This is a genomic window from Kitasatospora sp. NPDC096204 (genome assembly GCF_044763205.1).
Classification (GTDB): domain Bacteria; phylum Actinomycetota; class Actinomycetes; order Streptomycetales; family Streptomycetaceae; genus Kitasatospora.
Genome location: NZ_JBIWFT010000010.1, coordinates 111,947 through 137,171, shown reverse-complemented (window position 1 = coordinate 137,171; position 25,225 = coordinate 111,947). Strand labels below are relative to the sequence as shown.

Annotated in this window: 26 protein-coding genes; 16 read left to right on the top strand and 10 right to left on the bottom strand. The window is 74.4% G+C overall.

Annotated features, from left to right (window positions below; all coding sequences use genetic code 11):
• Positions 1–35: 35 nt before the first annotated feature.
• Entirely contained in the window at positions 36–713 is a 678-nt protein-coding gene (locus ACIQ87_RS13540) for a uracil-DNA glycosylase (protein WP_402405662.1), read from the bottom strand.
• 171 nt (positions 714–884) lie between these two features.
• The gene (locus ACIQ87_RS13535) at positions 885–1,976 is read right to left on the bottom strand and encodes an amidohydrolase family protein (protein WP_402405661.1); all 1,092 of its coding nucleotides are present in this window, start codon (positions 1,974–1,976) and stop codon (positions 885–887) included.
• Between the two features lie 92 nt (positions 1,977–2,068).
• Here ACIQ87_RS13535 and ACIQ87_RS13530 point away from each other — a divergent pair, with 92 nt between their 5' ends.
• Entirely contained in the window at positions 2,069–3,154 is a 1,086-nt protein-coding gene (locus ACIQ87_RS13530) for a pyridoxal-phosphate-dependent aminotransferase family protein (protein WP_402405659.1), read from the top strand.
• Positions 3,155–3,230: 76 nt separating this feature from the next.
• On the opposite strand, the gene ACIQ87_RS13525 is transcribed toward ACIQ87_RS13530, so the two are convergent.
• Positions 3,231–4,868: an APC family permease gene (locus tag ACIQ87_RS13525; protein ID WP_402405657.1), complete on the bottom strand. Its 1,638-nt coding sequence runs from the start codon at positions 4,866–4,868 to the stop codon at positions 3,231–3,233.
• 319 nt (positions 4,869–5,187) lie between these two features.
• Here ACIQ87_RS13525 and ACIQ87_RS13520 point away from each other — a divergent pair, with 319 nt between their 5' ends.
• Positions 5,188–6,786 carry a TauD/TfdA family dioxygenase gene (locus tag ACIQ87_RS13520; protein ID WP_402405655.1) on the top strand — a complete coding sequence of 533 codons (1,599 nt, stop codon included), beginning with the start codon at positions 5,188–5,190 and terminating at the stop codon, positions 6,784–6,786.
• A gap of 123 nt (positions 6,787–6,909) precedes the next feature.
• Here the strand turns inward: ACIQ87_RS13520 and ACIQ87_RS13515 are convergent, their stop codons facing one another.
• Positions 6,910–7,776, bottom strand: a complete 867-nt coding sequence (locus ACIQ87_RS13515; RefSeq protein ID WP_402405653.1) for a GntR family transcriptional regulator — start codon at positions 7,774–7,776, stop codon at positions 6,910–6,912.
• Between the two features lie 340 nt (positions 7,777–8,116).
• On the opposite strand from ACIQ87_RS13515, the gene ACIQ87_RS13510 reads away from it, so the two are divergent.
• From ACIQ87_RS13510 to ACIQ87_RS13460, 11 genes are all read left to right on the top strand, one after another.
• Complete coding sequence (locus ACIQ87_RS13510; protein ID WP_402405651.1) at positions 8,117–9,286, top strand: ABC transporter substrate-binding protein; 1,170 nt, start codon at positions 8,117–8,119, stop codon at positions 9,284–9,286.
• Positions 9,287–9,329: 43 nt separating this feature from the next.
• The gene (locus tag ACIQ87_RS13505) at positions 9,330–10,313 is read left to right on the top strand and encodes an ABC transporter permease (RefSeq protein ID WP_402405650.1); all 984 of its coding nucleotides are present in this window, start codon (positions 9,330–9,332) and stop codon (positions 10,311–10,313) included.
• Complete coding sequence (locus ACIQ87_RS13500; protein WP_402405648.1) at positions 10,301–11,146, top strand: ABC transporter permease; 846 nt, start codon at positions 10,301–10,303, stop codon at positions 11,144–11,146. Before ACIQ87_RS13505 ends, ACIQ87_RS13500 begins: the two co-directional genes overlap by 13 nt.
• Positions 11,147–11,166: 20 nt before the next feature.
• Complete coding sequence (locus ACIQ87_RS13495; protein WP_402405646.1) at positions 11,167–12,252, top strand: ABC transporter ATP-binding protein; 1,086 nt, start codon at positions 11,167–11,169, stop codon at positions 12,250–12,252.
• Positions 12,253–12,324: 72 nt separating this feature from the next.
• Positions 12,325–13,041: an HAD family hydrolase gene (locus ACIQ87_RS13490; RefSeq protein WP_402405644.1), complete on the top strand. Its 717-nt coding sequence runs from the start codon at positions 12,325–12,327 to the stop codon at positions 13,039–13,041.
• 1 nt (position 13,042) lies between these two features.
• Positions 13,043–13,366: a DMT family transporter gene (locus tag ACIQ87_RS13485; RefSeq protein WP_392878414.1), complete on the top strand. Its 324-nt coding sequence runs from the start codon at positions 13,043–13,045 to the stop codon at positions 13,364–13,366.
• Between the two features lie 127 nt (positions 13,367–13,493).
• Positions 13,494–13,985 carry a hypothetical protein gene (locus ACIQ87_RS13480; protein ID WP_402405642.1) on the top strand — a complete coding sequence of 164 codons (492 nt, stop codon included), beginning with the start codon at positions 13,494–13,496 and terminating at the stop codon, positions 13,983–13,985.
• 171 nt (positions 13,986–14,156) lie between these two features.
• Positions 14,157–14,453 carry a hypothetical protein gene (locus tag ACIQ87_RS13475; RefSeq protein ID WP_402405641.1) on the top strand — a complete coding sequence of 99 codons (297 nt, stop codon included), beginning with the start codon at positions 14,157–14,159 and terminating at the stop codon, positions 14,451–14,453.
• On the top strand, positions 14,450–15,778 hold the full coding sequence (locus ACIQ87_RS13470; RefSeq protein ID WP_402405639.1) for a putative T7SS-secreted protein: 1,329 nt from the start codon (positions 14,450–14,452) through the stop codon (positions 15,776–15,778). The genes ACIQ87_RS13475 and ACIQ87_RS13470 overlap by 4 nt, the downstream gene beginning before the upstream one ends.
• The gene (locus ACIQ87_RS13465; RefSeq protein ID WP_402405638.1) at positions 15,768–16,454 is read left to right on the top strand and encodes a hypothetical protein; all 687 of its coding nucleotides are present in this window, start codon (positions 15,768–15,770) and stop codon (positions 16,452–16,454) included. The genes ACIQ87_RS13470 and ACIQ87_RS13465 overlap by 11 nt, the downstream gene beginning before the upstream one ends.
• The gene (locus ACIQ87_RS13460; RefSeq protein WP_402405636.1) at positions 16,451–17,080 is read left to right on the top strand and encodes a hypothetical protein; all 630 of its coding nucleotides are present in this window, start codon (positions 16,451–16,453) and stop codon (positions 17,078–17,080) included. The genes ACIQ87_RS13465 and ACIQ87_RS13460 overlap by 4 nt, the downstream gene beginning before the upstream one ends.
• Positions 17,081–17,173: 93 nt before the next feature.
• Here the strand turns inward: ACIQ87_RS13460 and ACIQ87_RS13455 are convergent, their stop codons facing one another.
• The 5 genes from ACIQ87_RS13455 to ACIQ87_RS13435 form a co-directional block, all read right to left on the bottom strand.
• A complete protein-coding gene (locus ACIQ87_RS13455; protein ID WP_402405634.1) occupies positions 17,174–17,848 on the bottom strand; it encodes a phosphonatase-like hydrolase in 675 nt (224 codons plus the stop codon).
• An 11-nt stretch (positions 17,849–17,859) separates the two neighbouring features.
• Positions 17,860–18,981 (bottom strand): TIGR03364 family FAD-dependent oxidoreductase, encoded by a 1,122-nt coding sequence (locus ACIQ87_RS13450; RefSeq protein ID WP_402405632.1) that lies wholly within the window; start codon positions 18,979–18,981, stop codon positions 17,860–17,862.
• 106 nt (positions 18,982–19,087) lie between these two features.
• Positions 19,088–19,603: a pyridoxamine 5'-phosphate oxidase family protein gene (locus tag ACIQ87_RS13445; protein WP_402405630.1), complete on the bottom strand. Its 516-nt coding sequence runs from the start codon at positions 19,601–19,603 to the stop codon at positions 19,088–19,090.
• 179 nt (positions 19,604–19,782) lie between these two features.
• The gene (locus ACIQ87_RS13440) at positions 19,783–20,451 is read right to left on the bottom strand and encodes a phosphatase PAP2 family protein (RefSeq protein ID WP_402405810.1); all 669 of its coding nucleotides are present in this window, start codon (positions 20,449–20,451) and stop codon (positions 19,783–19,785) included.
• Positions 20,451–21,119 carry a DedA family protein gene (locus ACIQ87_RS13435; protein WP_402405628.1) on the bottom strand — a complete coding sequence of 223 codons (669 nt, stop codon included), beginning with the start codon at positions 21,117–21,119 and terminating at the stop codon, positions 20,451–20,453. Before ACIQ87_RS13435 ends, ACIQ87_RS13440 begins: the two co-directional genes overlap by 1 nt.
• Positions 21,120–21,234: 115 nt before the next feature.
• Between ACIQ87_RS13435 and ACIQ87_RS13430 the strand changes: the two genes are divergently transcribed.
• The 3 genes from ACIQ87_RS13430 (at position 21,235) to ACIQ87_RS13420 (ending at position 24,543) form a co-directional block, all read left to right on the top strand.
• Positions 21,235–21,663 carry a BlaI/MecI/CopY family transcriptional regulator gene (locus ACIQ87_RS13430; protein ID WP_402405627.1) on the top strand — a complete coding sequence of 143 codons (429 nt, stop codon included), beginning with the start codon at positions 21,235–21,237 and terminating at the stop codon, positions 21,661–21,663.
• Positions 21,660–22,904 carry a M48 family metalloprotease gene (locus ACIQ87_RS13425; protein WP_402405625.1) on the top strand — a complete coding sequence of 415 codons (1,245 nt, stop codon included), beginning with the start codon at positions 21,660–21,662 and terminating at the stop codon, positions 22,902–22,904. The genes ACIQ87_RS13430 and ACIQ87_RS13425 overlap by 4 nt, the downstream gene beginning before the upstream one ends.
• A gap of 190 nt (positions 22,905–23,094) precedes the next feature.
• Positions 23,095–24,543, top strand: a complete 1,449-nt coding sequence (locus ACIQ87_RS13420) for a GAF domain-containing protein (protein ID WP_402405624.1) — start codon at positions 23,095–23,097, stop codon at positions 24,541–24,543.
• A 33-nt stretch (positions 24,544–24,576) separates the two neighbouring features.
• Here the strand turns inward: ACIQ87_RS13420 and ACIQ87_RS13415 are convergent, their stop codons facing one another.
• The gene (locus ACIQ87_RS13415) at positions 24,577–25,080 is read right to left on the bottom strand and encodes an SsgA family sporulation/cell division regulator (RefSeq protein WP_402405622.1); all 504 of its coding nucleotides are present in this window, start codon (positions 25,078–25,080) and stop codon (positions 24,577–24,579) included.
• Positions 25,081–25,225 lie beyond the last annotated feature (145 nt).

The window sequence follows — 25,225 nt, the reverse complement described above, 5'->3', positions numbered from 1 at the left end:
TTCCGCGCTGACTCGACTCTGCTACGGCCGGTCCGCTACGGCAGCCGCCAGTCCACCGGCTGAGCCCCCTGCCGCACCAGCAGCTCGTTGGCCCGGCTGAACGGCCGCGAGCCGAAGAAGCCGCGGTCGGCCGACATCGGGCTGGGGTGGACCGACTCCACCGACGGGACGTTGCCCAGCAGCGGGCGCAGGTTGCGGGCGTCGCTCCCCCAGAGGATCGCCACCAGCGGGCCGCCGCGCGCCACCAGCGCCCGGATCGCCTGCTCGGTGACGGCCTCCCAGCCCTTGCCCCGGTGCTGGCCGCTCTTGCGCGGCTGGACGGTGAGCACCCGGTTGAGCAGCAGCACACCCTGCCGCGTCCACGGGGTGAGGTCCCCGTTGGAGGGCTGCGGCAGCCCCAGGTCGGTGCCGTACTCCCGGTAGATGTTGATCAGGCTCGCCGGGATCGGCCGCACCTCCGGCGCCACCGAGAAGCTCAGCCCGACGGCGTGGCCCGGGGTCGGGTACGGGTCCTGCCCGACGATCAGCACCCGCACGTCGGCGAAGGGCTGCTGGAAGGCCCGCAGCACGTTCGGGCCGGAGGGCAGGTAGGTGCGGCCTGCGGCCAGTTCGGCGCGCAGGAAGTCGCCCATTTCGGCGACCCGTCCGGCGACGGGTTCCAGGGCGGTGGCCCAGCCGGGCTCGACGATCTCGTTCAGTGGACGCGGTGCCATGGTCGCCACCCTATCGGCCTACACCGACAGGGCTTTCAGCGGATGATCATGCGATCCAAGGGCCGCCAGGGAAGGCCGGCGCGACGGCCCGGACGGGCCCGCGCGTCGGTACGGACGGGCCCGCGCGTCGGTACGGACGGGCCTGCGCGGCAGCCTGGACGACCCGGCGCGCTACCCGACCACCCGCCCCCGCAGCACCACCAGCCGCGGGTCCGCGAGCACCCGGACGTCCGCCCGCGGGTCCTGCGCGTACACCACGAAGTCCGCCGGCGCGCCCTCCTCCAGCCCGGGCCGCCCCAGCCACTCACGCGCCCCCCAGCTCGCCGCCGACAGCGCCTCGGCCGGGCTCAGCCCCGCCTTCACCAGCTCCGCCACCTCGTCCGCGACCAGCCCGTGCGCCAGCGAGCCGCCCGCGTCCGTCCCGACGAACACCGGGATGCCCGCGTCGTGCGCGGCGCCCACGGTGTCGTACCGGCGCTCGTGCAGCCGCCGCATGTGCGCCGCCCAGGCCGGGAACTTGGCCTCGCCGCCGGCCGCGAGGTCCGGGAAGGTGGCGATGTTGACCAGGGTCGGCACGATCGCCACCCCGCGCTCGGCGAAGACCGGGATCAGCTCCTCGGTCAGCCCGGTGGCGTGCTCGACGCAGTCGATCCCGGCCGCCAGCAGGTCCGGCAGCGACTCGGCGGAGAAGCAGTGCGCGGTGACCCGGGCGCCCTCCTGGTGCGCGGCAGCGATCGCCTCGGCCAGCGCGTCGCCGGGCCAGCAGGCGGCGAGGTCGCCGCGGTCACGGTCGATCCAGTCGCCGACCAGCTTCACCCAGCCGTCCCCGCGCCGGGCCTCGGCCCGGACATAGGCGGCCAGGTCGCCGGGCTCGATCTCGTGCGCGTAGTTGCGGATGTAGCGGCGGGTGCGGGCGATGTGCCGGCCGGCCCGGATGATCCGGGGCAGGTCCTCGCGCTCGTCGATCCACCGGGTGTCGGCGGCCGAGCCGGCGTCGCGGATCAGCAGGGTGCCGGCGTCCCGGTCGGTGAGCGCCTGCTTCTCGCTGGTCTCGGCGTCCACCGCGCCGTGCGCGTCCAGTCCGACGTGGCAGTGCGCGTCCACCAGGCCGGGCAGCACCCAGCCGGTCACCGTCCGCACGTCCTCGGCGCTCGGCGGGCGGGTGAAGCTCACCCGGCCGTCCACCACCCAGAGTTCGTCCCGGACGTCCTCGGGGCCGACCAGCACCCGACCCCGCACGTGCAGCACCGCACCATCACTCATGGCCGCACTCTACCGACGGGCGGGTTCCGTGTAAGCAGTCATGATGCGGCAGACTCGTTTCCGCACCCACCCCCGCGAAAGGCGATAAAGACGTGAGCCCCTTCCTCGACCTGCCCCCGCTCAGCGCCGCCGAGTTCGCGGCGATCGAGGACCAGGTGGCCGCGCTGCTGCACACCGAGGCCGACGTGATCGTCACCCAGGGCGAGGCGCTCCTCCCCCTGGAGGCCGCGATCCGCGGCGCCGCGCACCCCGGCTCGACCGCCCTCAACATCGTCACCGGCCCCTACGGGCAGACCTTCGGCAACTGGCTGCGCTCCTGCGGCGCGAAGGTCGTCGACCTGGCCGCGCCCTTCGACAGCGCGGTGAGCGCCGAGCAGGTGGCCGGGGCCCTGGACGCCCACCCGGAGATCGACTTCGTCTCCCTGGTGCACGCCGAGGCCGCCACCGGCAACACCAACCCGGTCGCCGGGATCGGCGCCGTGGTCCGTGAGCACGGCGCGCTGCTGATGCTCGACGCGGTGGCCTCCGTCGCCGCCGAGCCGCTGCTCACCGACGAGTGGGGCGTCGACCTGTGCGTCATCGGCGGCCAGAAGGCGATGGGCGGCCCGGCCGGGGTCTCCGCCGTGTCCGTCTCCGAGCGCGCCTGGGAGCGGATCGCCGCCAACCCGGCCGCCCCGCGCCGCTCCTACCTGTCGCTGCTCGACTGGAAGGAGCGCTGGACGGACGCCGGCCGCGCCGTCCTGCCGCACGCCCCGGCCCAGCTGGAGATGCTCGCGCTCGGCGCCTGCCTGGACCGGATCGCCGCCGACGGCCTGCCCGCCGTGATCGCCCGCCACCGCGCCGCCTCCGCCGCGACCCGGGCCGGTGTCCGCGCGCTCGGCACCCTGGCCCCGTACGTCGTCGAGGACGCCCACGCGGCCCCGGTCGCCACCACCCTGCGCACCCAGGACGGCGTCGACGCGACGGCCCTCGCCGCCCGCCTCGACCCGGCCCTGCCCGTCCAGCCGGGCGGCGGCGCGCTGGCCGGCTCGATGCTGCGGGTCAACCACTACGGGCAGGCGGCCGCCCTGGACACCGTCCGCGCCTGCCTGTCGGCCCTCGCGGACGCGACGGACACCGACGCAGCGCCCGCCCTGGCCGCCGCCGAGGCCGCCTGGAACGCGACCGTCCGGGCCTGACCCGGTACGGCCGAGGCCCCCGGAGGACGTCCTCCGGGGGCCTCGGCCTTCGCGGACTCCGCGGTGCCCGTGTGCGTCAGTGCCCGTTGGTGTCCACCACCTCGACGCCCCGGATGTTCCGCTCGATCTCCTCCGCCGGCAGCGCGATCGCCAGCGCCCAGTAGTAGACGACCAGCGAGAACGCCACCACCACGGCGATGTCCCACCACAGCGGCAGGTTCCCCTGCGCGCCCACGCCGAAGGTGCCCTGCCAGGAGATCAGGCCCATGCCGACCAGGTAGACCGGCAGCCACTGGCCGGCCCGGAAGTCCATCCGGGGCGCGTTCGGCAGCCCCTTCGAGCGCGCGTACCAGGAGTACCCGCCGAGCAGCACGTAGCCGATCACGATCGCCAGGCCGAGGCGCCACAGGGTGTCCCAGCCGGACCAGTAGATGACCAGGCCGGCCACCACGAAGGCCAGCGGCGAGACCACCGAGCCCCCGGGCAGGTGGTACGAGCGCTCCATCCCGGGCAGCCGCTTGCGCAGCACCCCGAAGGCCAGCGGGGCACCCGCGTACATCAGCACCACCGCCGAGGTGATGAACCCGACCAGCCGCTGCCAGCTCGGGAAGGGCAGGAAGCAGATCACCCCGGCCACCCAGGCGATCAGCAGGCCGAGCCAGGGCACCGCGCGCTTGTCGGTGGACTGCAGCACCTGCGGCGCGTAGCCGTTGCGGCTCAGGCCGTAGGTGACCCGGGAGCTGGAGGTGATGTAGACCAGCCCGGTGCCGGCCGGCGAGATGACCGCGTCGATGAACAGCACGGTGGCCAGCCAGCCCAGCCCGATCAGGGTCGCCAGGCCGGCGAACGGTCCGCTGATCCCGGGGTAGTCGAGCGTGCTCCAGCCGTGGGCGAAGGTCTCCGGGGGCAGCGCGCCGATGAAGACCACCTGGAGCATCACGTAGACGATCGTGCCGATCACCACCGAGCCGAGCACCGCGCGCGGGATGTCGCGGCGCGGGTTGCGGCTCTCCCCCGCCCACTGGATGGCCTGCTCGAAGCCGAGCAGCGCGAAGATCACCCCGCTGCTGCTGATCGCCGTGAGCACGCCCTTGGCACCGTCCGGCGCGAAGCCGTGGACATCGAAGTTGGAGCCGTGGAACTCGCTGATGCCGAGCGCGAAGATGGTCACCACCGGGATGGCGACCTTCCAGACGGTGGCCGCGCTGTTGGTGTGGGCGAGCAGCCGCACGCCGAGGAAGTTGACGGCGACGAAGACCCCGAGCAGGAGGGCGGCGACGACGAACCCCCAGCTGGTCAGCGTCAGGTTCTTGTTCAGCAGGCCGTCCGCCCAGCTCCAGTGCTGGGCGTAGTTGATCATCGCCTGCACCTCGATCGGTGCGATGGTGGCGGCCTGGAGCCAGGTGAACCAGCCGAAGGACATCCCGGCGAACCCGCCGAAGGCGTAGTGCGGGTAGCGCGCCGTACCGCCCGCCACCGGGAACAGCCCGCCCAGCTCGGCGTGCACCAGCGCCAGCAGGACGATCGCGATCGCGCCGATGCCCCAGGACAGCAGCGCCGCGGGCCCGGCCGCCACCGCCGCCTTCTGCGCCCCGAACAGCCAGCCGGAGCCGATGATCGCCCCGACCGAGGCCCAGAGCAGTCCGATGACGCCGACCTCGCGCCGCAGTGCGGTGTGCCCCGAGCCGGGCGGGTTGGACGAGGAATGGGCCATGGCCGATCGCCTCTCGAAGCAGGAGGAATTCCTCGGACAGTGCCCGCCCGCTCGCCCCGAAACGCCCCGTGCCCCGTGCCCCTCACTCGAACAGCCCTCCGGAACCACCCGCCGGACCACCCGCCGGACCACTCGGCGCCGCACCTGCCGGGCCACTCGCCGACGTGCCCGCAGCGCCGACCTCCGGGACAGTTCCCGTTTCGTTCACCTGCCCGGCACGTGGAACTCACCGGAGGCAGGCAGGCTCCCGGACAGGACGTGAAGTTGGCTATACAACTTCACCCGACACGACAGCCGTAGTGCGCCGAGGAGAAGACCGATGACCGAGCTGCCGCCGTACTGGCTGCGCGACAACTGCCCGTGCGCCGAGTGCCGGGACCCGCGCAACGGGCAGAAGCTCTTCCGGATCGACGACCTGCCCGAGGGCCTCGCCGTCGCCGGGAGCACCGAGGCCGACGGGCACCTGGAGGTGCTCTGGTCGGACGGGCACCGCTCCCGCTACCCGCTGGAGTGGCTGGACCGGGCGGACGAGGGCGACGGGCGCACCGAGCGGGGCAAGCGGCTCTGGACGGCGGCGGACTTCGCGCCCGGCATCCCGCGGACGCGCTGGGAGGACTACCTGGCCGAACCGGCCGAGCGGGCCTCGGTGCTGGCCGCCGTACGGGACAGCGGCTTCGCCGTGCTGCGCGGGGTGCCGGCCGTCGAGCGACAGGTGCTGCGGGTGGCGGAGACTTTCGGGTACGTCCGGGTCACCAACTACGGGGAGCTGTTCGACGTCCGGGTCGAGCCGGACCCCAACAACCTGGCCTTCACCAGCGTCGCCATCGCCCCGCACACCGACAACCCGTACCGGGACCCGGTGCCCACCCTCCAGCTGCTGCACTGCCTGGAGAACTCGGCGACCGGTGGCGACTCCGGACTGGTGGACGGCTTCAAGGCCGCGGCGATCCTCCGGGAGGAGGCGCCGGACGCGTTCGAGGTCCTCACCCGCACGCCCGTCCCGTTCGTCTTCCGCGACCGCCGCACCGAACTGCGCGCCGACCGCCCGCTGATCGACGTGGACCCGCGGGGCCGGATCCGCGAGGTCAGGTTCAACAACCGCTCGATCGGCACCGTCCGGGCCGACGACCCCAAGGACCTGGACGCCTTCTACGCCGCCTACCGCCGCTTCGCCGCGATCACCCTGCGCCCCGAGCTCCGGCTCACCTTCCGCCTCGGCCCCGGAGACTGCCTGGTCTTCGACAACACCCGTCTGATGCACGCCCGGACGGCCTTCCAGCAGGACGGCCACCGCCACCTCCAGGGCTGCTACGCCGACCTCGACTCGCTGAACAGCACCCTCGCCGTGCTGCGGCGGCGCGCCGCCGCGCTGGACTCGATCGCCGCCCTGTTCGCGGGCGAGGGCGCCGGGGAGTACCTGGGCGAGGAGGTCACCATGGCCGAGCACATGCTCCAGGCCGCCGCTGCCGCCGAGGCCGCCGGGGCGCCGGAGCACCTGGTCGCCGCCGCGCTGCTGCACGACGTCGGTCACTTCTTCGACGAGCACGGCCACGGATCCCCGCACGGACGGGATCTGATGAAGGGTCAGGACAACCGGCACAGCGACTCCGGGGCCGACTGGCTGGCCCGCTGGTTCGGCCCGGAGGTCACCGAGCCGGTCCGGCTGCACGTGGCCGCCAAGCGCTACCTGTGCGCGGTCGAGCCCGGGTACCGGGAGCAGCTCTCCGAGGCCTCCGAGTACACGCTGGGCGTGCAGGGCGGCCCGATGGACGAGCGCCAGGCCGCCGCCTTCGCCGAACTCCCGGGCGCCCGGGACGCGGTGGCGGTGCGGCGCTGGGACGAGCGGGCGAAGGTGGCCGGCGCCCCGACGCCGGGCTTCGAGCACTACCGCCCGCTGCTCGCCGCGCTCATGCGGTGAGGACGCCCGTACGCCCAGGACGCCCGCACCTCGGGACGCCCCGCCGAGGACGCCCGTACGCCCAGGACGCCCGCACCTCGGGGACGCCCCGCCGAGGAAACCCGCGCGACACCCCGGAGGAGCTCAGTCCTGCTCCCGCGCGTGCCGCGAAAGCGCCGACGTGGCAAGGGAGTTGTGCACGCTGAACGCCACCGTCCCGGGCAGGTAGCGGTCCTGGGACCACTCCACCGGTGTGCCCGTCGGGTCGGTCGTGCGGCGCCGCTCGCGCAGCAGCGGGCCGCCCCGGCGGCAGCCGAGCAGCCGGGCGTCCTCGGCGTTGGCCGGGACGACGTCGATGGTGTGGTCGGCGTCGGTGAACAGGATGCCGTGCTCGCGCAGCACTTCGGTGTGCGAGACGACGTCCGGCGGCAGCTCGGCGACGATCTCGCCGACCCGCGGCGGGTAGACGGTGCGCTCGACCATCACGGGCGTGCCGGAGAGCGTCCGCAGCCGGACGATGACGTACACCTCGGCGCCCGGCTCCAGGCGCAGTTGCTCGCGCTCGGCGGCGTCGGCCGGGCGGCGCACCAGCGAGTCCAGGATGCCGCCGGGCTCCTCGCCCATCGAGTACGCCCAGTGCGTGAAGCTGAGCAGTTCGGAGAAGCTCTGCACCCGGGCGCCGCCGAGGACCACCCGGCGGGTGCCGCGGCGGGAGGTGACCAGTCCGTCGGAGCGCAGCACGGCGAGCGCCTGGCGGACGGTGCCGCGGGAGACGCCGTACTGCTCGGCCAGCGCGCCCTCGGCGGGCAGCCGGCCGGCCTCGCCGAACGCGCCGGTGGTGATCGCCTCGCGCAGGTCGGCGGCCACCTTCCGGTACAGCGCGCCGGGGCGCTCGGCCGGGGGCTCGCCGGCTGTCGGGCGCTCCCCGGCAGCCGAGCGCTCCCCGCCGGCCGAGTGGTCCCCGGCGGCCGGGTGCCCCTCGGTCTCGGGGCGCTGGGGCTCAGTTGCCACGTCAGTCAATGTCCCTCCTGGGGCGGTGTCCTGCGCAGCCGTACCGGCGCGGACAGCCCGACCTTATCCCGCTGCGCCTTCGAAGCATCGCACCGAACGGTTCGCGCTCCGATGGCCGGATTCCACCGTTCCCGCAGCCGACCCCGGTTCTGGGCCGTCCGTTCACCTTCCCGTCACCGGGCTCCGGCGTACTTACTGCTGTCAGCGAAGTTGGCTAGTCAACTCGGACGACGTCGATCGATCGCCCACTGGGCCGGTCCGCCGCCCTTCGCGAGACGCAAGCCCGCGGAACCCCCGCGAACGCCCCTCGCAGTACGCCCCCTTAACAGGAGACTTCCCCGTGACCGTGCACCGCGCCCGCGCCGCCGCCTTCGCGGCCGTACTGACCGCCGCCGCGCTCTCCCTCACCGCCTGCGGCTCCGCCGGTTCGAGCGCCAAGTCCGGCGACTCCGCCAAGGGCGGCGCCAAGGACGCCAAGACGGCCACCTCGGTCGCCGACTTCGGCGGCATGGACGGCCTGGTCGCCGCCGCCAAGAAGGAGGGCAAGCTCCACGTCATCACGCTGCCCCGGGACTGGGCCAACTACGGCAAGATCATCGACAGCTTCAAGGCCAAGTACGGCATCGAGGTCGAGGAGGAGAACCCGGACGGCTCCAGCCAGGACGAGATCAACGCGATCAACTCCCGCAAGGGCCAGGACCGCGCCCCCGACGTGGTCGACCTGGGCAGCGCCTTCGCCCTCCAGGCGGTCAAGGACGGCATCCTCGCCCCCTACAAGGTGTCCACCTTCGACAAGGTGCCGGACACCATGAAGGACGCGAACGGCGCCGCCGTCAACGACTACGGCGGCTACGTCTCCATCGGCTGCGACGCCAAGAAGATCGCCGTCTGCCCGACGACCTTCGCCGACCTGCTCAAGCCGGAGTACAAGGGCCAGGTCGCCCTCAACGGCAACCCGACCAAGTCCGGCTCCGCCTTCGGCGGCGTCTACGCGGCCGCGCTCGCCAACGGCGGCTCGCTGGACAACATCCAGCCCGGCATCGACTTCTTCGGCAAGCTGAAGCAGTCCGGCAACTTCAACCCGGTCGAGTCGACCCCGGCCACCGTCGAGAAGGGCGAGACCCCGATCTCGATCGACTGGTCCTACCTGAACGCCGGTTACACCGACGAGTTCAAGGGCAAGGGCGTCGACTGGAAGGTCTCCATCCCGGTCGACGGCTCCTACGCCCAGTTCTACAACCAGGGCGTCAACAAGTGGGCCCCGCACCCGGCGGCCGCCCGCCTGTGGCAGGAGTACCTGTTCAGCGCCGAGGGCCAGAACCTCTTCCTCGGCGGCTACGCCACCCCGTCCACCTTCGAGGCCCTGAAGAAGGACGGCACCCTGGACGCCGCCGCGGCCGCCAAGCTGCCGCCGGTCGAGAAGCCGTTCACCACCTTCCCGACCGTCGACCAGATCAACGCGGCCAAGAAGGTCGTCACCGAGAACTGGACCAAGGCCGTCGCGGGCTGACACCCCGGCCACGTACCGTAATTCGGGCTGAGAAAAGGCACTCATGACCACGGCTCCCACCCCGGTGCCGACCACCCCCGCCGCCACCTTCCCCGGTGGCGGCGCGGGGGCGTCCGCCACCGCCACGACCGTCTCCCCCACCACCACCACCGCCCCCGCGCCGCGGCGCCGGCCGCTCGCCCGCCTCGGCGGAGCGTCCTGGCTGGCCGCCGTGCCGCTGCTGCTGTTCTTCCTGATCGGCTTCGGACTTCCCACCGTCGCCATCGTGATCGGCGCGTTCACCACCTCCAGCGACGCGGAGACCGGTGCGGGGCAGTTCACCTTCGACAACCTGACGGCCTCCGTCCAGGGCGGCTACCAGACGGCCATGCTGAGCAGCCTCAAGCTCTCCGCGCTGACCGCGCTGCTCGCCACCGCGCTCGGGCTGCCGCTCGCCCAGGCCGTCGTCACCTCCCGGCACGGCTGGCTGCGCCAGGCGGTGCTCACCGCCTCCGGCGTGCTCGCCAACTTCGGCGGCCTGCCGCTCGCCTTCGCCTTCGTCGCCACCCTCGGCAACGCCGGCGAGATCACCAAGCTGCTGCACCTCACCGACCACGGCTGGTCGCTGTACTCCTTCACCGGCCTGACGGTCGTGTACCTGTACTTCCTCGTCCCGCTGATGGTGCTCACCATCACCCCGGCCCTGGACGGCCTGCGGACCCAGTGGCGCGAGGCCGCCCAGAACAACCGCGCCACCGGCACGCAGTACTGGATCCACGTCGCCCTGCCGATCCTGGCCCCCTCCCTGCTGGGCGGCTTCGTGCTGCTCTTCGGCAGCGCCTTCGCCGCCTACGCGACGGCCGCCGCCATGGTCGGCGCGACCGTCCCGCTGGTCAGCCGCTCGATCGCGGACGCGCTCTCCGGCAACGTGCTGGTCGGCCAGGGCAACCTCGCCCTCGCCCTCAGCCTCAACATGATCGTCGTGGCCGTCCTGGTGATGGCCGTGTACCTCCCCCTCCAGCGCCGGAGCGCCCGATGGCTCAGCTGACCACCCCCGCCCGCCCCGGCCGACGCACCGTGCGCTGGTGGCGCGGCGCCGTGCTGGCGCTCGCCGGCGTCTACTTCGTCGTCCCGCTCGCGGCGTCCTTCTGGTTCTCCATCGACGACCCCACGGGCATCTCCTTCGAGGCCTACACCGGGCTGCTCTCCGCCCCCGGCTTCCTGGACAGCCTCTGGCTGACCCTCGGCCTGGCCGTGGTCACCGTCGTGGTGCTGCTGCTCCTGCTCGTCCCGGCGCTGATCTCCGTGCGGCTCGGCTCGCCGAAGCTGCGCCCGGTCATCGACGTGCTCTGCACCCTGCCGCTGGTCGTCCCGCCGGTCGCGCTGACCGCCGGCCTCATCGGGGTGCTCCGCTGGGGCCCGGACTACCTGATGGACACCCCGTTCTTCCAGACCTTCGTGTTCATCCAGGACCCGGACTTCCCACTGGTGCTGGTCATCGCGTACGTGCTGATGGCCCTGCCGCTCGCCTACCGCGCCCTGGACGCCGGCCTGCGCTCGATGGACGTGCGCACGCTGGTCGAGGCCGCCCGCAACTGCGGCGCGAGCTGGCCGCGCGCGGTGTTCACGGTCGTCCTGCCCAACCTGCGCGGCGCCCTGCTGAACGCCTCCTTCCTCACCCTGGCCCTGGTCCTCGGCGAGTTCACCACCGCCTCGATCCTCGGCTTCCAGCCCTTCCCGGTCTGGATCTACTCGGTCGGCAACAGCCAGGCCCACATGTCGGTCGCGGTCTCCATCCTGAGCCTGCTGCTCACCTGGCTGCTGCTGCTCCTGCTGGCCACCGCCGGGCGCGAGCGCCGCGCCAAGACCGCCACCTCCTGAAACCCCCGGAGTCACCAGTCATGACCACGGCCACCGCCATCGCCAACGGCGTCTCGCTCTCCCCCGGCAGCGCCACCGTCGAATTCCGCTCCCTGCGCCGCGCGTTCGGCACCACCACCGCCCTCGACGGCCTGGACCTGACCGTCCACCCGGGCGAGCTGCTCGCCCTGCTCGGCCCGTCCGGCTGCGGCAAGACCACCGCGCTGCGCATCCTCGCCGGCTTCGAGCAGCACGACTCCGGCGAGGTGCTGGTCGACGGCCGGGACATCACCGCGATCCCCGCGCACAAGCGCGACGCGGGCATGGTGTTCCAGTCCTACAGCCTCTTCCCGCACCTGACCGCCGTGGACAACGTCGCCTTCGGGCTGCGGATGCGCGGCACCGGCAAGACCGAGCGCCGCAAGCGGGCCCAGGAGCTGCTGGAGCTGGTCGGCCTGCCGCACCGCGCCGACCACTACCCGCACCAGATGTCCGGCGGCCAGCAGCAGCGCATCGCGCTCGCCCGCGCGCTCGCCCTCCAGCCGCGCGTCCTGCTGCTGGACGAGCCGCTGTCCGCGCTGGACGCCAAGGTCCGCCTCCAGCTGCGCGAGGAGATCCGCCGCCTCCAGCAGGAGCTGGGCATCACCACCCTGTTCGTCACCCACGACCAGGAGGAGGCCCTGTCGATGGCCGACCGGGTCGCGGTGCTGCGCGCCGGGAAGCTGGAGCAGTGCGCCACCCCGTCCGAGCTGTACGGCCGGCCGGCCACCGCCTTCGTCGCCGAGTTCGTCGGCACCATGAGCCGCATCCCGTGCTCCCGCACCTCGGACGGCGTCGAGGTGCTCGGCCGCCGCCACGCGGTGGACGGCGGGATCCCGGCCGACGGCGAGCTCCAGGTGCTGGTCCGCCCGGAGAACGTCACCCTGACCCCGGCCGAGGACGGCCCCGCGCTGGTGGTCACCGCCTCCTTCCTGGGCGCCGTCACCCGGCTCACCGTCCGCCTGGACGACGGCACCGAGGTCAAGGCCGACCTGCCGACCGAGGCCGCCGCCGCGCTGCCGGCCGGTGCGCGGGCCGCGCTCACCCTGCCGGAGCGCCCGGTACTGGTGGACCGCCGCGCGGCCTGAGAGCCTCGTACCTCCCCGCTCCGCCCGACGGAGCACCGCCGAACCACCGTAGAGCCACCCGAAGGTACCGCCATGCCTGACTCCGCCATGCCCGGATCCCCCGCCCTCGCCGATTCCCCCGCCCTGCCCGCCGCCGTCCTGTTCGACATGGACGGCACCCTGGTCGACACCGAGCAACTGTGGTGGCAGGCCGCCGCCGAGCTCGCCGAGGAGCTGCACCGCCCGCTCACCGACCAGGACGCCCCCGAGGTGCTCGGCCAGGCGATCGAGCACACCGCCGCCCACCTGCACAGGGTCAGCGGCACCACCCTCGGCGAGGCCGAACTCGCCGCCCGGCTGGGCGAGTCCTTCGCCGCCAAGGTCGCCGCCGAGACGGTGCCGCGCCCCGGCGCGCTCGCCCTGCTGGCCGCGCTGCGCGACGCCCGGGTGCCCACCGCGCTGGTCTCCGCCTCCCCCCGCGGGGTGGTGGACCTGGTGCTGTCCGCCATCGGCCGGGACTGGTTCGCCGTCACCCTGGCCGCCGGGGAGACGGCGCGCACCAAGCCCGCGCCCGACCCGTACCTCGCCGCCGCCGAGCGGCTGGGCCTGGACCCGGCCGACTGCCTCGCCGTCGAGGACACCCCGACCGGGGTCGCCTCCGCCACCGCGGCCGGCTGCGCGGTGCTCGCCGTGCCGTCGACCGCGGTGCCGATGCCGCAGGGCGAGCGGATCACCCTGCTCGCCAGCCTGGAGCAGGCCGACCTCGCCCTGCTCGGGAAGCTCGCCGGAGCCGGCGCGGTTCGACCCTGACATGCCCTATCTCCTGCTCGCCCTCGCCATCGCCAGCGAGGTCTGTGCCACCAGCTGCCTCAAGCTCACCGAGGGGTTCACCCGGCTCTGGCCGAGCCTCGGTGTCGGCATCGGCTACGCGCTCTCCTTCCTGCTGCTCGGCCGCGCGCTCAAGCACATACCGGTCTCGGTCGCCTACGCGGTCTGGTCCGGGGCCGGCACCGCGGCGGTCGCCGGGATAGGCGTGGTCGCCTTCGGCGAGTCGCTCGGGCGGCTCCAGTGGCTGGGCATCGCGCTGGTGATCGTCGGGGTGGTGGTGCTCAACCTCAAGGGCGGCCACTCCTGACCGCCCCGAGCACACCTGACCGTTCCTGACGGATCGTCAATTCAGTTCAAGACTGTCAACTCGCCCGCCGGGGCGGGAAGTCGGACGCGCCGACCTCCCGCCCCGAGGGCTTCGCTACGGTGTCCCCATGACGGACCCCCGGCCCCACCACTACCGCTTCGTCCACCGCGAGCTCGCCCGCCAGGTGCTGGAGTTCGGCCCGCGCGTGGCCACCCCGACCCCGGACGGCGGCAGCCTGCTGCCCGTCGTCACCCAGATCTGGGACGACCTCGGCGCGTCCCTGCCGCCCGAGGACCGCCTGCCCGGCCACGGCCTCGACTGCCGCCACCTGTCGGTCGACGGCCACCACATGCTGCTGGTCACCCTGCCCACCCCGGTCGGCGCCACCGAGGCCCACTTCGTCGCCGCCGTCCAGCCCAAGGGCGCCAGGACCGTGCGCTACGTGACCCTCGAACACGCGCTCAGCCCCCTCGACGGCAGCCCCGGCACCGTCCTCGGCGAGTGGACCGCCGAGAGCCATCTCAACCACGGTTCCGGGCCCTCCCCCGTCGCCGAGTTGTTCGTGGCGGCCGTCGTGCAGCTCGTCGGCCGGCGCAAGCGCGGCTTCTGGCGCCGCTGAGCCCCCGTCGCGGATGTCCGCCCCGGGGTCGGGCCGCCGACGTCAAGAAGGCGTCGACGGCCCGTAAAAGTCCCGTAATGACGGCCCCCTGGCGCCGGTTCCCGCGATCACCGGCGCACCCTCGAGGACTATGCTCGCCCGGTTCGACAAGCGACGCATCGGGGGGCGAAAGTGTCCGACTTCAAGGTCAGTACCGAATTCCTCGCCAAGTTGGCCCAGGACCTCAGAGGCTGCGGCGACGAACTGGAGCAGGGGCTCAAGGCGTTCGAGGCGGCCGGCCACACCGGCACCGGCTACGACTTCCTCGACGAGTCCTGCGGCCACTTCAAGGACAAGTGGCAGTTCGGCCTGAAGAAGGTCCGCGAGTGCGTCAAGGTCCTGGACGAGGGCCTGGCGCAGGTACAGAAGAACTACGACGGCACCGAGCAGAGCATCGTCAAGGTCCTCACCCCGGCGGGGCAGTCGTGAGCACCCCCGCGCCGGCGGCGCCCGACTGGTCCGGTCTCGGCTTCGACCCCACCCCCGGCGACTCCGGCGCCGTCACCGCGCTCAGCAACAGCCTGCGCCGGGTGGGCCAGCACCTGAGCGGCGTGCACACCACGCTCGCCCAGCTCTCCGCCGACCAGGGCGAGTGGACGGGCGAGGCCGCCAAGCAGTTCGCCCAGCAGTTCGGCAAGCTGCCCGGCTACCTCCAGGACGCCTCCGAGTCGATCACCGCCGCCTACACGGCGCTCGACGTCTGGTACAAGGCGCTGACCGAACACCAGCCCAGGGCAGCCGAGTTGGCCGCCTCCGCGGTCGCCGCCAAGAAGAAGAAGGACGAGGCGGACCGCGCCCACAGCGCCGCGGCCGCCGCCCCCGACCTCCAGCTGGCCGGGCGGTACTTCCCCGACGACGCGAGCCTCGCCGCCGCCGAACAGCGCTACAACACGGCGAAGGGCCACCTGGACTCGGCCGCCGACCTGCTCACCAGCGCCACCAACGAGCTGGCCGGCCTGCGGAAACAGGCCCACGAGCTCGCCGGCACCCACGAGGCGGACGCCAGGAAGACGGCCGAGGCCGTCCGCAAGGCCGCCGACAGCAAGGCCCCGCCGGAGCCGGGCCTGCTCAGCAAGGTCGGCAACTGGTTCAAGAACCACGGCGCGGACCTGCTGACCGTCGCGGCCGGCGTCTGCGGCGTCGCGGCGATCTTCTTCCCCGCCTTCGCGCTGCCGGCGCTCCTGCTGAGCGCCGCCGCCGCGGGTGCGCACGCGACCCAGTACGCGGCCAAGGGCCAGCTGTGGCCGCCGCAGAAGAACATCGGCAACTGGCTGACCCTGGGCGGCGACGTCCTCGGCGCGATCCCCGGCGTGGGCGTCGCGGCCAAGGGCGTGACCGCCGTCCGGGAGGCCCGCGCCGCCGGTGCGGGCGTGCGCGGCGCGGTCTCCGCCGGATCCACCGAGGTCCGCACCGCCGCCCGGGCGGTCGACCCGGCCAACCCGGTCTTCACCACCGCGATCGAGAAACCGGCCGTCAAGCTCGGCGTCTCCAAGGCCACCGCGATGAACGTCTCCGACGGCGTCCAGGCCGCCACCACCGCCGGGCTCAACGCCCCGACCGCGTACGCGCTCACCCAGGACAACCCGAGCGACGGCCTCGCCGGTGCGGTCAACTACACCACCGGCGGCAACAGCGTCGTCGGCTCGGCGGGCATGATGGCCGGCGGTGGCAAGGCCAACGTCATCATCGGCAGCGTGTCCACCGTCGGCAACCTGCTCGGCATGGGCGGATGGGCGGCCGGCTATGGCCGTTGAGACCCCCGGGGCCACCGCCCCGCCGCTCTGGCTCGACCTGCCCCCGGGCTTCACCGCCGTCGACCTGGACGAGGACCCCGGCGACCGGATGGCCCGGGCCGCGGAGCAGCTGGACGCGTTCTTCCCCGACGCCGGGGCCGAGCAGAAGCTCGCCGCGGTGATCGCCTCCGAGACCGCGCTCCAGGCCCAGCTGCGCGAGGGCGCCGTCCACGTGTCCGGTTGCCTGGTCCGGGCCGGGGACGGCGGTCCGATCCACGGCGTGTTCGCCGTCTTCCTCCGCCCGCAGGACCTCGGCGAGCCGGGCAGCTACCCGGTGCGGGTCGCCGCGGAGCTGGCCGAGGCCTGGCCGGACGCCGACGTCGGCGTGGTGGACCTGCCGCTCGGCCGCGCCGCCCTGGCCGCCCGCGAGCTGACCGTCCCGGTGCCCGGCGCGGTCTGGGGCGTACCGGAGTCGGCCGTCAGCACGGTCCGCCAGCTGGAACTGCTGATCCCGCACCCGTGGAGTCCGCACGTGGTCGCCGCCGTCTTCACCACCGAGGACGTCGACCACTGGGACGAGTGGCTGCCGGTGGTCGCCGCCGCGTACCGGGGCATCTCCTTCCACCCGCCCCGGGACGAGAGCGGCGACGCCCTGCCGCCCGAGCGGTGGGACAACGTCCGGAAGGCCTTCGGATGACCATCGCCCCACCCGACCAGGGCACGCGCAGCGGAGCGCGCCGGCTCGGCGGCGCGGTGGCGCTCATCGCGCTCTCCACCGCGATGCTCGTCGCCGTCATCGCGCTGGACGTCCACGTCAACTCGTTCCTCGCCACCCTGGTGGGCTTCGGCTACCCCCTGGTGATGCTGATCGCGTTCGCCCTGCGCCGCGACGCCGACACCAACCCGGCCTTCCAGAAGCGGATGTTCGCCTGGGGCGCGGGCATCTGCGCGGTCGCGTTCGTCGGGTACCTCTCGGGTTCCGTCGCCTGGACCGACCTGATCCTGGGCTCGGGCCGGACGGTGCGGGCGGTGGTCGTCGACGAGAAGGTCTCCGACTCGCTCCACGGCACCGGGCGGGAGTACACCCTCGCCGCCACGGAGCCGGGCGGCGAGGTCCCCGGCGGGCCGCTCCAGGAGCGCGACGCCCGGTTCAAGCGCGGCGACGTGGTCACCGTCCGGATGGACCCGGCCGGGCGGGTCGCCCCGAAGCTCCCCGGCGAGGTCGGCTCCCCCGCGTACGCGCTGCTGTTCCTCGGCTGCAACGTCCTGATCGACGGCACCGTGCTCTGGTCCGTGCGCAGGCCCGGGGCGTCGTCGGCCTGAGCCGGCCGCTCGCCGACCCGGGCCCCCGCGGGCCGCGGCGGGTGGGCGTCGCACGCTTTCGTCGCGACGCCCGCCCGCCCCGGGAACGCCCGGTCAGCCCAGCAGCGCGGGCAGTTCGGCGATCGAGCCGAGGACGTGGGTCGCGCCGTCGGCCCGCAGCCGGGCCTCGTCGTGGGCGCCGGTGAGGACTCCGGCGACGACGGAGGCGCCGGCCCGGGTGCCGGTCAGCATGTCGTAGCCGGTGTCGCCGGCGACGGCGATGTGACGGACCGAGTCGGTGCCGGTGCGCAGCAGCGCGGTGAGCACCATGTCGGGGTACGGGCGGCCGCGGCCGGCGTCGGCCGGGCAGAGCGTCAGGTCGGCGACGGACTGCCAGCCGAGGGCGTCCAGGATGCGGTCCTGGGTGGTCCGGGAGAAGCCGGTGGTGAGGACCACCTTGCGGCCCTGGCCGCGCAGTTCGGCGATGGCCTCGGCGGCGCCGGGCAGCGGGGCGCAGTGGCCGGCGTCGACCAGGTCGTCGTAGGCGGCCTCGAAGGCGGCGTTGGCCAGCTGGGCCTTCTCCTCCTCGCCGAACAGGTGGCGGAAGACGGAGATCTTGGACTCGCCCATGGTGGCCCGGACGTGGGCCAGCATCGGGTCGAACTCCGGGCTGCCGGCCTCGACGCCGAGCTTCGCGGCGGCCGCGGTGAAGGCCTGCTCGACCAGGCCGTCGTCGGCGACGGTGGTGCCGGCCATGTCGAGGACGACCAGGCGGATGTCGTTGGTCATGACAGCGTTCCTTACAGGTTGGCGAGTTCGGCGGTGGTCTCGGCGATGGCGGGCGAGCAGGTCATGCCGCGGCCGCCGGGGCCGGTGACCAGCCAGACGCCGTCGCGCACGCGCTCGCGGTGGACCACCCGGGTGGAGTCGACGCACTGGGCGTACACCCCGGCCCAGCGGCGGCGGATCCGCGGCATCGGACGGCCGAGCAGCTCCTCGACGACGCCGACCAGGTGGTCGTACGGGTCCTCGACGACGTCGAAGCCGAACGGCTGGTCGTACTCGTGGGTGTCGCCGATGGTCAGGCCGCCGTCGCGGCGCTGGACCATCAGCAGCTGCATCTTGTGCTCGGCGGCGACCGGCGGCTGCGGCTGGGTCTCGCGCAGCCGGTCCAGGGCGGTGCCGGCGAAGGCGGGGTAGTAGCGGAAACTGTCGCCGTCGGCCACGGAGGTGGTCAGGGTCTCGCCGAGCGGGTCGGTCTGCATCATCTGGAGCCGCACCCGGCGGACCGGCAGGGCGGGGGCGAGTTCGCGGACCAGGCCGCCCAGCCAGGCGCCGGTGCAGAGGATCACCAGGTCGCCGGTGTGGACGTCGCCGTGGTCGTCGCGGACGGCGTTCTCGCCGACCACCTCGCGCACCTCGCGTCCGGGCAGGAAGGTGTACCGGCCGGTGGACTCCAGGTACCCGCGCAGCGCGCGCTGGGCGGTGCGGGGCTCGACGGCGGCGTCGCGCTCGCACCACAGGGCGCCGAGCAGCCTGCCGCGCAGGGCCGGGTTGACGGCGCGGGTCTCGTCCGGGTCGAGCAGCTTGTAGCCGCGGGCGGCGGCGTCCGGCAGGGTCAGGGCCCGCTCGGCGACGGCGAGTTCGGCCTCGGTGCGGATGGCCGTGAGCGAGCCGTTGGCCCGGAAGCCGAGGTCCGGGACGCGGGAACCGATGGACTCCCACAGTTCGCGGGCCCGCAGCGCGGTGTCCAGCTCCTCGCCCTGGGCCCGGCCGCTGACCCAGACCAGGCCGAAGTTGCGCACCGAGGCGCCGCGCGCCTCGGTCTCGCGCTCCAGGTGGACGACCTCGTGGCCGCGCTGTACGGCCTGCCAGGCGTGCATGCTGCCGAGCACGCCTGCTCCTACGACGATGACTCTCATGCGTCCAGGCTGATGCGCCCAGGTGTCCGAGGGGCGTCGGCGTGCCGTCCCGCAGATGAACCACCTGGGAAGTTGTACAGACAACCCGCCGCCGGGCCCGTGGGAGCTACGACCGCACCACCCGCGCCCGCAGGTAGTTGCGCCGCCCGAAGTTCGGCTCGTCCACCGCCGTCAGCTCCTCCACCTGGAACCGGTAGAGCGCCGCCGCCCCGCCCCCGGTGAGGAACTGCCGACGGACCTCCTCGTCCCGGGCGAAGGCCGGGTAGCGCCCCTGGTACGCGGCCAGCGCCGCCTCGGCCTGCCGCCCCCAGGCCTCGCTCGCGCCGCCGCTCAGCTGCAGGCCGCGCAGCTGCTCGCCGAACACCGGCGGCGGCAGGAAGACGGTGGCGGCGGCCCGGGCCTCCTCGGCCAGGTGGTGGCTGTGCCGGGTGGAGCGCTCGCTGACGAAGTAGAGGACGAGGTCGTCGTCGTACGCGAAGAAGGCCAGGTTGGCGTGCGGGCCGTGCTCGTGGCCCGCGGTGGCGAGGGTGAGCACCATGGCCTCGGCCAGCAGCCCCTCGACGCCCTTGTGCGGCAGGTCGCCCGGCCAGTCCCCCTGCGTGATGTCGAGTCGGTACGGCATTCGGCACTCCCTCCGCCGGCACACCCGGAGCCCGCGCGCCCGGGCACGAATGAGCCGGGCGGGCGCCCCCGAAGGAGGCTCCACGCCCGGCTCACATGCTCCACCCGTCGTCCGAGACCGGACAAGGGGCGGGGAGGACTACGGAACGGCGACGGCCCGCGAACCGGCCGCGGCCCGGCTCAGCGCCCCTGCGCCCGGTACCCGGAGTAGCCGCGGGCGACCACCGGCTGCTCCCCCGCGCCGAGCAGCGGGCGCAGCACGCCCGCCCGCATCCGGTCCACCAGCGGCCCGCAGCGTCCGGCGAGCGGCGCCAGCACCACCGCGACCACCAGCCCGACCAGCGCGCCGACCGCCACGTCGTGCGGGTAGTGCACGCCGACCCAGACCCGGGAGGCGGCCATCAGCACCGCGAACAGGCCGGCCACCCAGCCGAGTCGCCGGTTGACGAACCAGAGCGAGGCCGCCGCGGCGAAGGCGATCACCGAGTGGTTGCTCGGGAAGGACCAGTCCCCGGCGCCCGGGCAGGTCTCCAGCGCGACGCTGCCGGGGATCTGCGCGCACGGCCGGAGTTCCTCGACCGCGCCCTTGAGCACCGAGTTGACGCCGTACGCGACGACCACGATCAGCGGCGAGGCGAGCACCCTGGCCATCACGGCCGAGTCCGCGCCGCGCGCCCGCCACCAGGCGTAGAGCATGAAGACCGCGAACAGCCCGAGGCCGAGGGCCGACCAGACCTTGATCAGCTCGTCCAGCCAGTGCGGCGCCGACTGCGCCCAGCCGTTGACCCGGCTGTACAGGCCGCCGTCGATTCCGCTGCCGTCGTACACGGCGAGCGCCCGGGAGGACATCACGCGTCACCTCCGTGACGCCGCGCCTGACGGGCGCGGAACAGTTCGAGAACAATGGGGAGCACGGAGACAACTACTACCAGACCGATGATCGGCAGCAGGTACTGGTCGATACCGGGGATGGACGAGCCCAGCCCGTAGCCGGCGAACACCACGCCGACCGTCCAGAGCGCACCTCCGGCCACCTGCCAGAAGGTGAACGAGCGGACCGGCACCTCGAGCACGCCGCAGAGCGGATTCAGCACCGTACGGACCACCGGGATGAACCGGGCGAGCACGATCGCCTTGCCGTGGCCGTACTTGGCCAGCAGCTCCTCGGCCCGCGCCACGCCCTCCAGCAGGCTCCTGCGCCTGGTCCTGGCGAGCAGCGCCCGGCCGCCGCGCCGGCCGATCAGGTAGCCGACCTGCGCCCCGCCGAGCGCGCCGACCAGGGCGGCGGGCAGCACCTGCCACAGCTCCAGCTGCGGCCCCTGGGTGGCGCCGGGCACGCAGAGCAGTCCAGCGGTGAACAGCAGCGAGTCGCCCGGCAGGAAGAAGCCCACCAGCAGGCCGGTCTCGGCGAACAGCACCGCGGCGATGCCGAGCGCGCCGAAGGCGGCGAGCAATGAGGACGCGTCCAGCGGGTTCACCGCGAGGTGAACGGCCGGATCGGCGAGGAACTGGAGCAAGGCCGACGGACCTCCCGTACGTTGGAGGGCGGTTCGCATCGGAACCCGCCCTGATCGTCTACAGTCGCGTAGACGGTCTACATGACTGTAGACGAAACTTGGAGGAAGCGCCGCCATGCCCGACGTACCGTCCGCCCGCCGGCCCGCCGGGGAGCTGGAGGCCGAAGTGCTGGCCGCCCTCTGGTCCACCCGGCAGCCGATGACGCCGCAGGACGTCCAGGCCGCGCTCGGCGGGGACCTCGCCCGCACCACCGTCGCGACGATCCTGGCCCGGCTGTTCGACAAGGGGACGGTCGAGCGCACCCGGGCCGGCCGCGCCTACGCCTACGTTCCGACCGTCCAGGACACCGCGGGGCTCGCCGCCCGCCGGATGCACACCGAGCTCGGCCGCGAGGCCGACCGCTCCACCGTGCTGGCCCGCTTCGTCTCCGACCTCTCCACCGAGGACGAGCAGCTGCTGCGCGACCTGCTCGGCGACGGCATGCCGGACGCGCCGGAGGCGGACCCGACGGGGCCGGGCGCACCGGGAGCGGCCGGCCGATGATGCTCGCCGTCTGGGTCCCGCTGCTGCTGCCCTTCCTGGCCGCCCCGCTGGCCCGCCGCCTCGCCGAGGCGCTGCCACCGCGGGCCGCCGCCTGGATGCTGACCGGCAGCGCCGCCGTCCTGGCCGGCGGCACCCTCTGCTCGCTCGGCCTGCTGGCCGTCGACGGGCTGCTCCGGCTCCCGCCGGTCGCCGCCCTCGGCCACCTCTCGCTGCCCTGGCTCACCGCGGCCTCGCCCGACGCGCCGTTCGCGGCCGTGCTGGCCGCCCTGGCGCTCCTCGCGCTCGGCGCGCTGGCGGTGCGCACCACCCGCCGGCAGCTGCGGGAGCTGGGCATCGCCAGGGCCGCGCTCCCGGCCCACGACGCGCCCCGCACGGAACCCTCCGGCGGCCTCGCCGACCGCGCCGTAGGGGCCCTCGGTGCCGCGGGTTCGGTGGGTGCCGACGATCACCGTACGGACCGGACCGGCGCCCACCGGCCGCTCCGCGAGCCCTCCTCCGTCCAGCATCCGGACATGCGCCCCCCGCACGCCTCCGTGCGCTGGTCACGCCCCCCGGCCTGGCCGGCCGCGCTGCCGCGGCCCGCCGCACTGCTCAGGACCGCCACCCGCCTGCGGCGCGCCGCGCTGCTCCGGACCGCCGACCACCCGGTCACCGTCCTGGACGACGAGTGCGCCGACGCCTTCGCCCTGCCCGGCCGCCTGGGCCGCCCCGGCCGACCGGGCGAGCCCGGCCGGATCGTGGTCACCTCCGGCATGCTGCGCGCCCTCAGCGCCCCCGAGCGCTCCGCCCTGCTCGCCCACGAACGGGCCCACCTGACCGCCCGCCACCACGTCTTCCTCGCCCTCGCCGAGCACGCCGCCGGCATCCACCCGGCCCTGCGCCCGCTGCGCGCACCCCTCGGGTACCACCTGGAGCGCTGGGCCGACGAGGTGGCCGCGGCCCGGGTCGGCGACCGCGCGGTGACCGCCCGCGCGGTCGGCCGGGCCGCCCTGGCCGCGAGCCGTTCCCCCTGGCCGGGCCGCCCCCGGCTGGTCGCCGCCGCCCACTCGGGACCGGTCCCGCGCCGGGTCGCCGCCCTGCTCCAGCCCCGCCCGGCCGGCGCCCCCGGCACCTGGCTGCGGGCCGCCGCCGTGGCCCTGGCCGCCTGCCTGGCGCTGAGCACCGGCGCCGCCCTGGAGGCCACCGCCGACCTGCACCACACCGTGGAGGCGGCCCAGCAGGGCAGCGGCGCGCGGCACTGATCCCGCCCGGCCCCGGGCCCCGCCCCCGAACGCCCGCCGGGCACCGCCGGGCCCTGGGGCCCGGCCGCAGTCCGTACCGCCCGGTAGGCGGAGTTGCCGGACCCCGTCCCCAGCGGCCCACCGCCCCCGTACGCTTTCGTCAGCGCGTCGGCCCCGACGCGTCCTCGAACGGTGGCGAGGAGCGAAGCGCGTGCGGCAGACCGGACGGCAGTCCCGACGACCAGAGCGCCGCACCCCGCCGACCGCGACGGAACTGGCCAAGGTCCACGACCGCACCCTCGCCGACGCCGCCGCCCGGGAACTGGCCGCCCCCGCCCCCGCCCCCGCCCTCAGCGCGCAGCCCGCGGGCCCTGGCCTGCTCGAACCCCGGCCCGAGATCGGTGACTCCTGGGCCCGGCTGCAACGCCTCGGCCTCGACCCCGACAGCGGCGCCGCCGCCGTCCTGCTCGGTCCCGGCGAGATAGAACAGCGCCGCCGCACCAGCGGGCTCGACAGCGTCCTGCCGGTGCTGCGCGAGACCCTGCTGGAGGTGGGCGGCGCGGCCCCGCTGCTGGTGGCCGTCGCCGACGCCGAGGGCCACGTGCTCTGGCAGGAGGGCGAGCGCGGCCTGCGCCGCAGCGCCGACCGGATCGGCTTCATCACCGGAGCCCGCTGGACCGAGGAGCGCGTCGGCACCAACGGCATCGCGGCCGCCCTGCGCATCCGGCGCCCGACGCACGTCCACTCCGCCGAGCACTACCTGCGCAGCCACCACGCCTGGACCTGCGTGGCCGCGCCGCTGCGCGACCCCGGCACCGGGCAGCTGGTCGGCGCCGTCAACCTGAGCGTCCCGGCGCACAGCGTCCGCCCGTACCTGCTCCAGCTCACCGCCACCGCCGCCCGGCTCGCCGAGACCGAACTGCGCGCCCACCGGCTGGAGGCGCTGCACGAGTTGCGCGCCCTGGCCGCCCCGCTGCTCGCCCGGATCGGCGGCCCGGCGCTGGTGGTGGACGCGGCCGGCTGGACCGCCGCCGCGGCCGGACTTCCACCGGTCGGCCGGCTGCGGGTGCCCAGCGGGGGCTGGACCCCGGCCGCCGTGCACTGGGTGCCGGGCCTGGGCGAGTGCGTGCTGGAGCCGCTCGCCGACGGCTGGCTGGTGCGCCCGGTGCGGTCACCCGAGGACGGCGGCTCCGGCGCGGTGAGCGCCGAACAGGCCGAGGGCGCCCACCTCCGGCTCGACCTGCGCCGTCCGGACCGCCCCGAGCTGTCCGTCCGGAGCGCGGCCGACAGCTGGTCGCACCCGCTCAGCCCGCGCCACGCCGAACTGCTGCTCCTGCTCGCCACCGGACGCGAGGGCAGCACCGCCGCCCAGCTCGCGGAGGCGCTGTTCGACGACGCCCGCCGGACGGTGACGGTCCGCGCCGAGCTGTCCCGGCTGCGCCGCTACCTGGGCGGGCTGCTGGCCCACCGGCCGTACCGGTTCGCGGAGTCGGTGCTGGTCACCGTGGACGGGCCGGACGACCCGTACGACCTGCTGCCCGCCTCCTCGGCCCCGGCCGTCCGGCGGCTGCGGGCCGCGCTGGCCGCGGGGACGGCCCGGCTGCCCGGTACGCCGTCCCTCCCGCCGCCGCGCGCCGCCGGTCCGGCCGGGCGTCGCTGACCCCCGGCCCCGCGGCGCCGGCCCCGGTCGGCCTCAGCCGTCCGCGAGCAGGGCGGCCAGGTCGGCGTCGGTGGGACCGCAGACCTGCTCCTGACGCTCGGAGACCAGCGCGTAGGTGCGGTCCAGCCAGGCCTGCACCCGGGGCCTGGGAGCCTCCAGCAGCGCGCTGCCGTGCGGGGACTCGAGCGCCAGGTGCAGCGTCGCGCCGTGGCAGGGGCAGTACGCCGGCCACAGCTTGACGTCGCCCTGGCCGCTCAGCGCGCGCAGGCCGTCGCGCAGCAGTTCGCGGGAGAACACCCAGTCGGCCTCGTCGGGCCGCCCCAGGTGGAAGGTCAGCAGCACCTCGTACGGGCGCGCGGCGTCGAACCGGAACCGGGTGAGCACCTCGCCGACCACCTCCTCGCCCAGCGAGATTCGCAGGATCAGCACCTCCTCCTCCACCGCCGCCGGAGCGGCGGTGGAGCCGTCCCCATCGCCGCCCGTGGGGGTGGCGGCGAGGGGTGCACTGGAGGCTGCGGACAGCGGGTCGGGCGGCATGACGGTCTCTCCGGGACGGCGTGGGATGCCCTCAGCGTGCGTCACACCCGGCGCACCGGGCAAGGGTTGCAAGGGGGTTGCAACGACCCCCGGCCAACCCGGCCACCCCTCACCGCGCTTGTCGGACGGAGTGTCAACTTCCGTG

Coding starts and splice junctions, on each gene's coding strand:
- ACIQ87_RS13430 (WP_402405627.1), top strand. CDS start 21,235: ATGCCCGACGTACCGTCCGCCCGCCGGCCCGCCGGGGAGCTGGAGGCC.
- ACIQ87_RS13440 (WP_402405810.1), bottom strand. CDS start 20,451: ATGTCCTCCCGGGCGCTCGCCGTGTACGACGGCAGCGGAATCGACGGC.
- ACIQ87_RS13450 (WP_402405632.1), bottom strand. CDS start 18,981: ATGAGAGTCATCGTCGTAGGAGCAGGCGTGCTCGGCAGCATGCACGCC.
- ACIQ87_RS13525 (WP_402405657.1), bottom strand. CDS start 4,868: ATGGCCCATTCCTCGTCCAACCCGCCCGGCTCGGGGCACACCGCACTG.
- ACIQ87_RS13505 (WP_402405650.1), top strand. CDS start 9,330: ATGACCACGGCTCCCACCCCGGTGCCGACCACCCCCGCCGCCACCTTC.
- ACIQ87_RS13520 (WP_402405655.1), top strand. CDS start 5,188: ATGACCGAGCTGCCGCCGTACTGGCTGCGCGACAACTGCCCGTGCGCC.
- ACIQ87_RS13445 (WP_402405630.1), bottom strand. CDS start 19,603: ATGCCGTACCGACTCGACATCACGCAGGGGGACTGGCCGGGCGACCTG.
- ACIQ87_RS13490 (WP_402405644.1), top strand. CDS start 12,325: ATGCCTGACTCCGCCATGCCCGGATCCCCCGCCCTCGCCGATTCCCCC.
- ACIQ87_RS13535 (WP_402405661.1), bottom strand. CDS start 1,976: ATGAGTGATGGTGCGGTGCTGCACGTGCGGGGTCGGGTGCTGGTCGGC.
- ACIQ87_RS13540 (WP_402405662.1), bottom strand. CDS start 713: ATGGCACCGCGTCCACTGAACGAGATCGTCGAGCCCGGCTGGGCCACC.
- ACIQ87_RS13455 (WP_402405634.1), bottom strand. CDS start 17,848: ATGACCAACGACATCCGCCTGGTCGTCCTCGACATGGCCGGCACCACC.
- ACIQ87_RS13500 (WP_402405648.1), top strand. CDS start 10,301: ATGGCTCAGCTGACCACCCCCGCCCGCCCCGGCCGACGCACCGTGCGC.
- ACIQ87_RS13415 (WP_402405622.1), bottom strand. CDS start 25,080: ATGCCGCCCGACCCGCTGTCCGCAGCCTCCAGTGCACCCCTCGCCGCC.
- ACIQ87_RS13480 (WP_402405642.1), top strand. CDS start 13,494: ATGACGGACCCCCGGCCCCACCACTACCGCTTCGTCCACCGCGAGCTC.
- ACIQ87_RS13495 (WP_402405646.1), top strand. CDS start 11,167: ATGACCACGGCCACCGCCATCGCCAACGGCGTCTCGCTCTCCCCCGGC.
- ACIQ87_RS13460 (WP_402405636.1), top strand. CDS start 16,451: ATGACCATCGCCCCACCCGACCAGGGCACGCGCAGCGGAGCGCGCCGG.
- ACIQ87_RS13425 (WP_402405625.1), top strand. CDS start 21,660: ATGATGCTCGCCGTCTGGGTCCCGCTGCTGCTGCCCTTCCTGGCCGCC.
- ACIQ87_RS13485 (WP_392878414.1), top strand. CDS start 13,043: ATGCCCTATCTCCTGCTCGCCCTCGCCATCGCCAGCGAGGTCTGTGCC.
- ACIQ87_RS13465 (WP_402405638.1), top strand. CDS start 15,768: ATGGCCGTTGAGACCCCCGGGGCCACCGCCCCGCCGCTCTGGCTCGAC.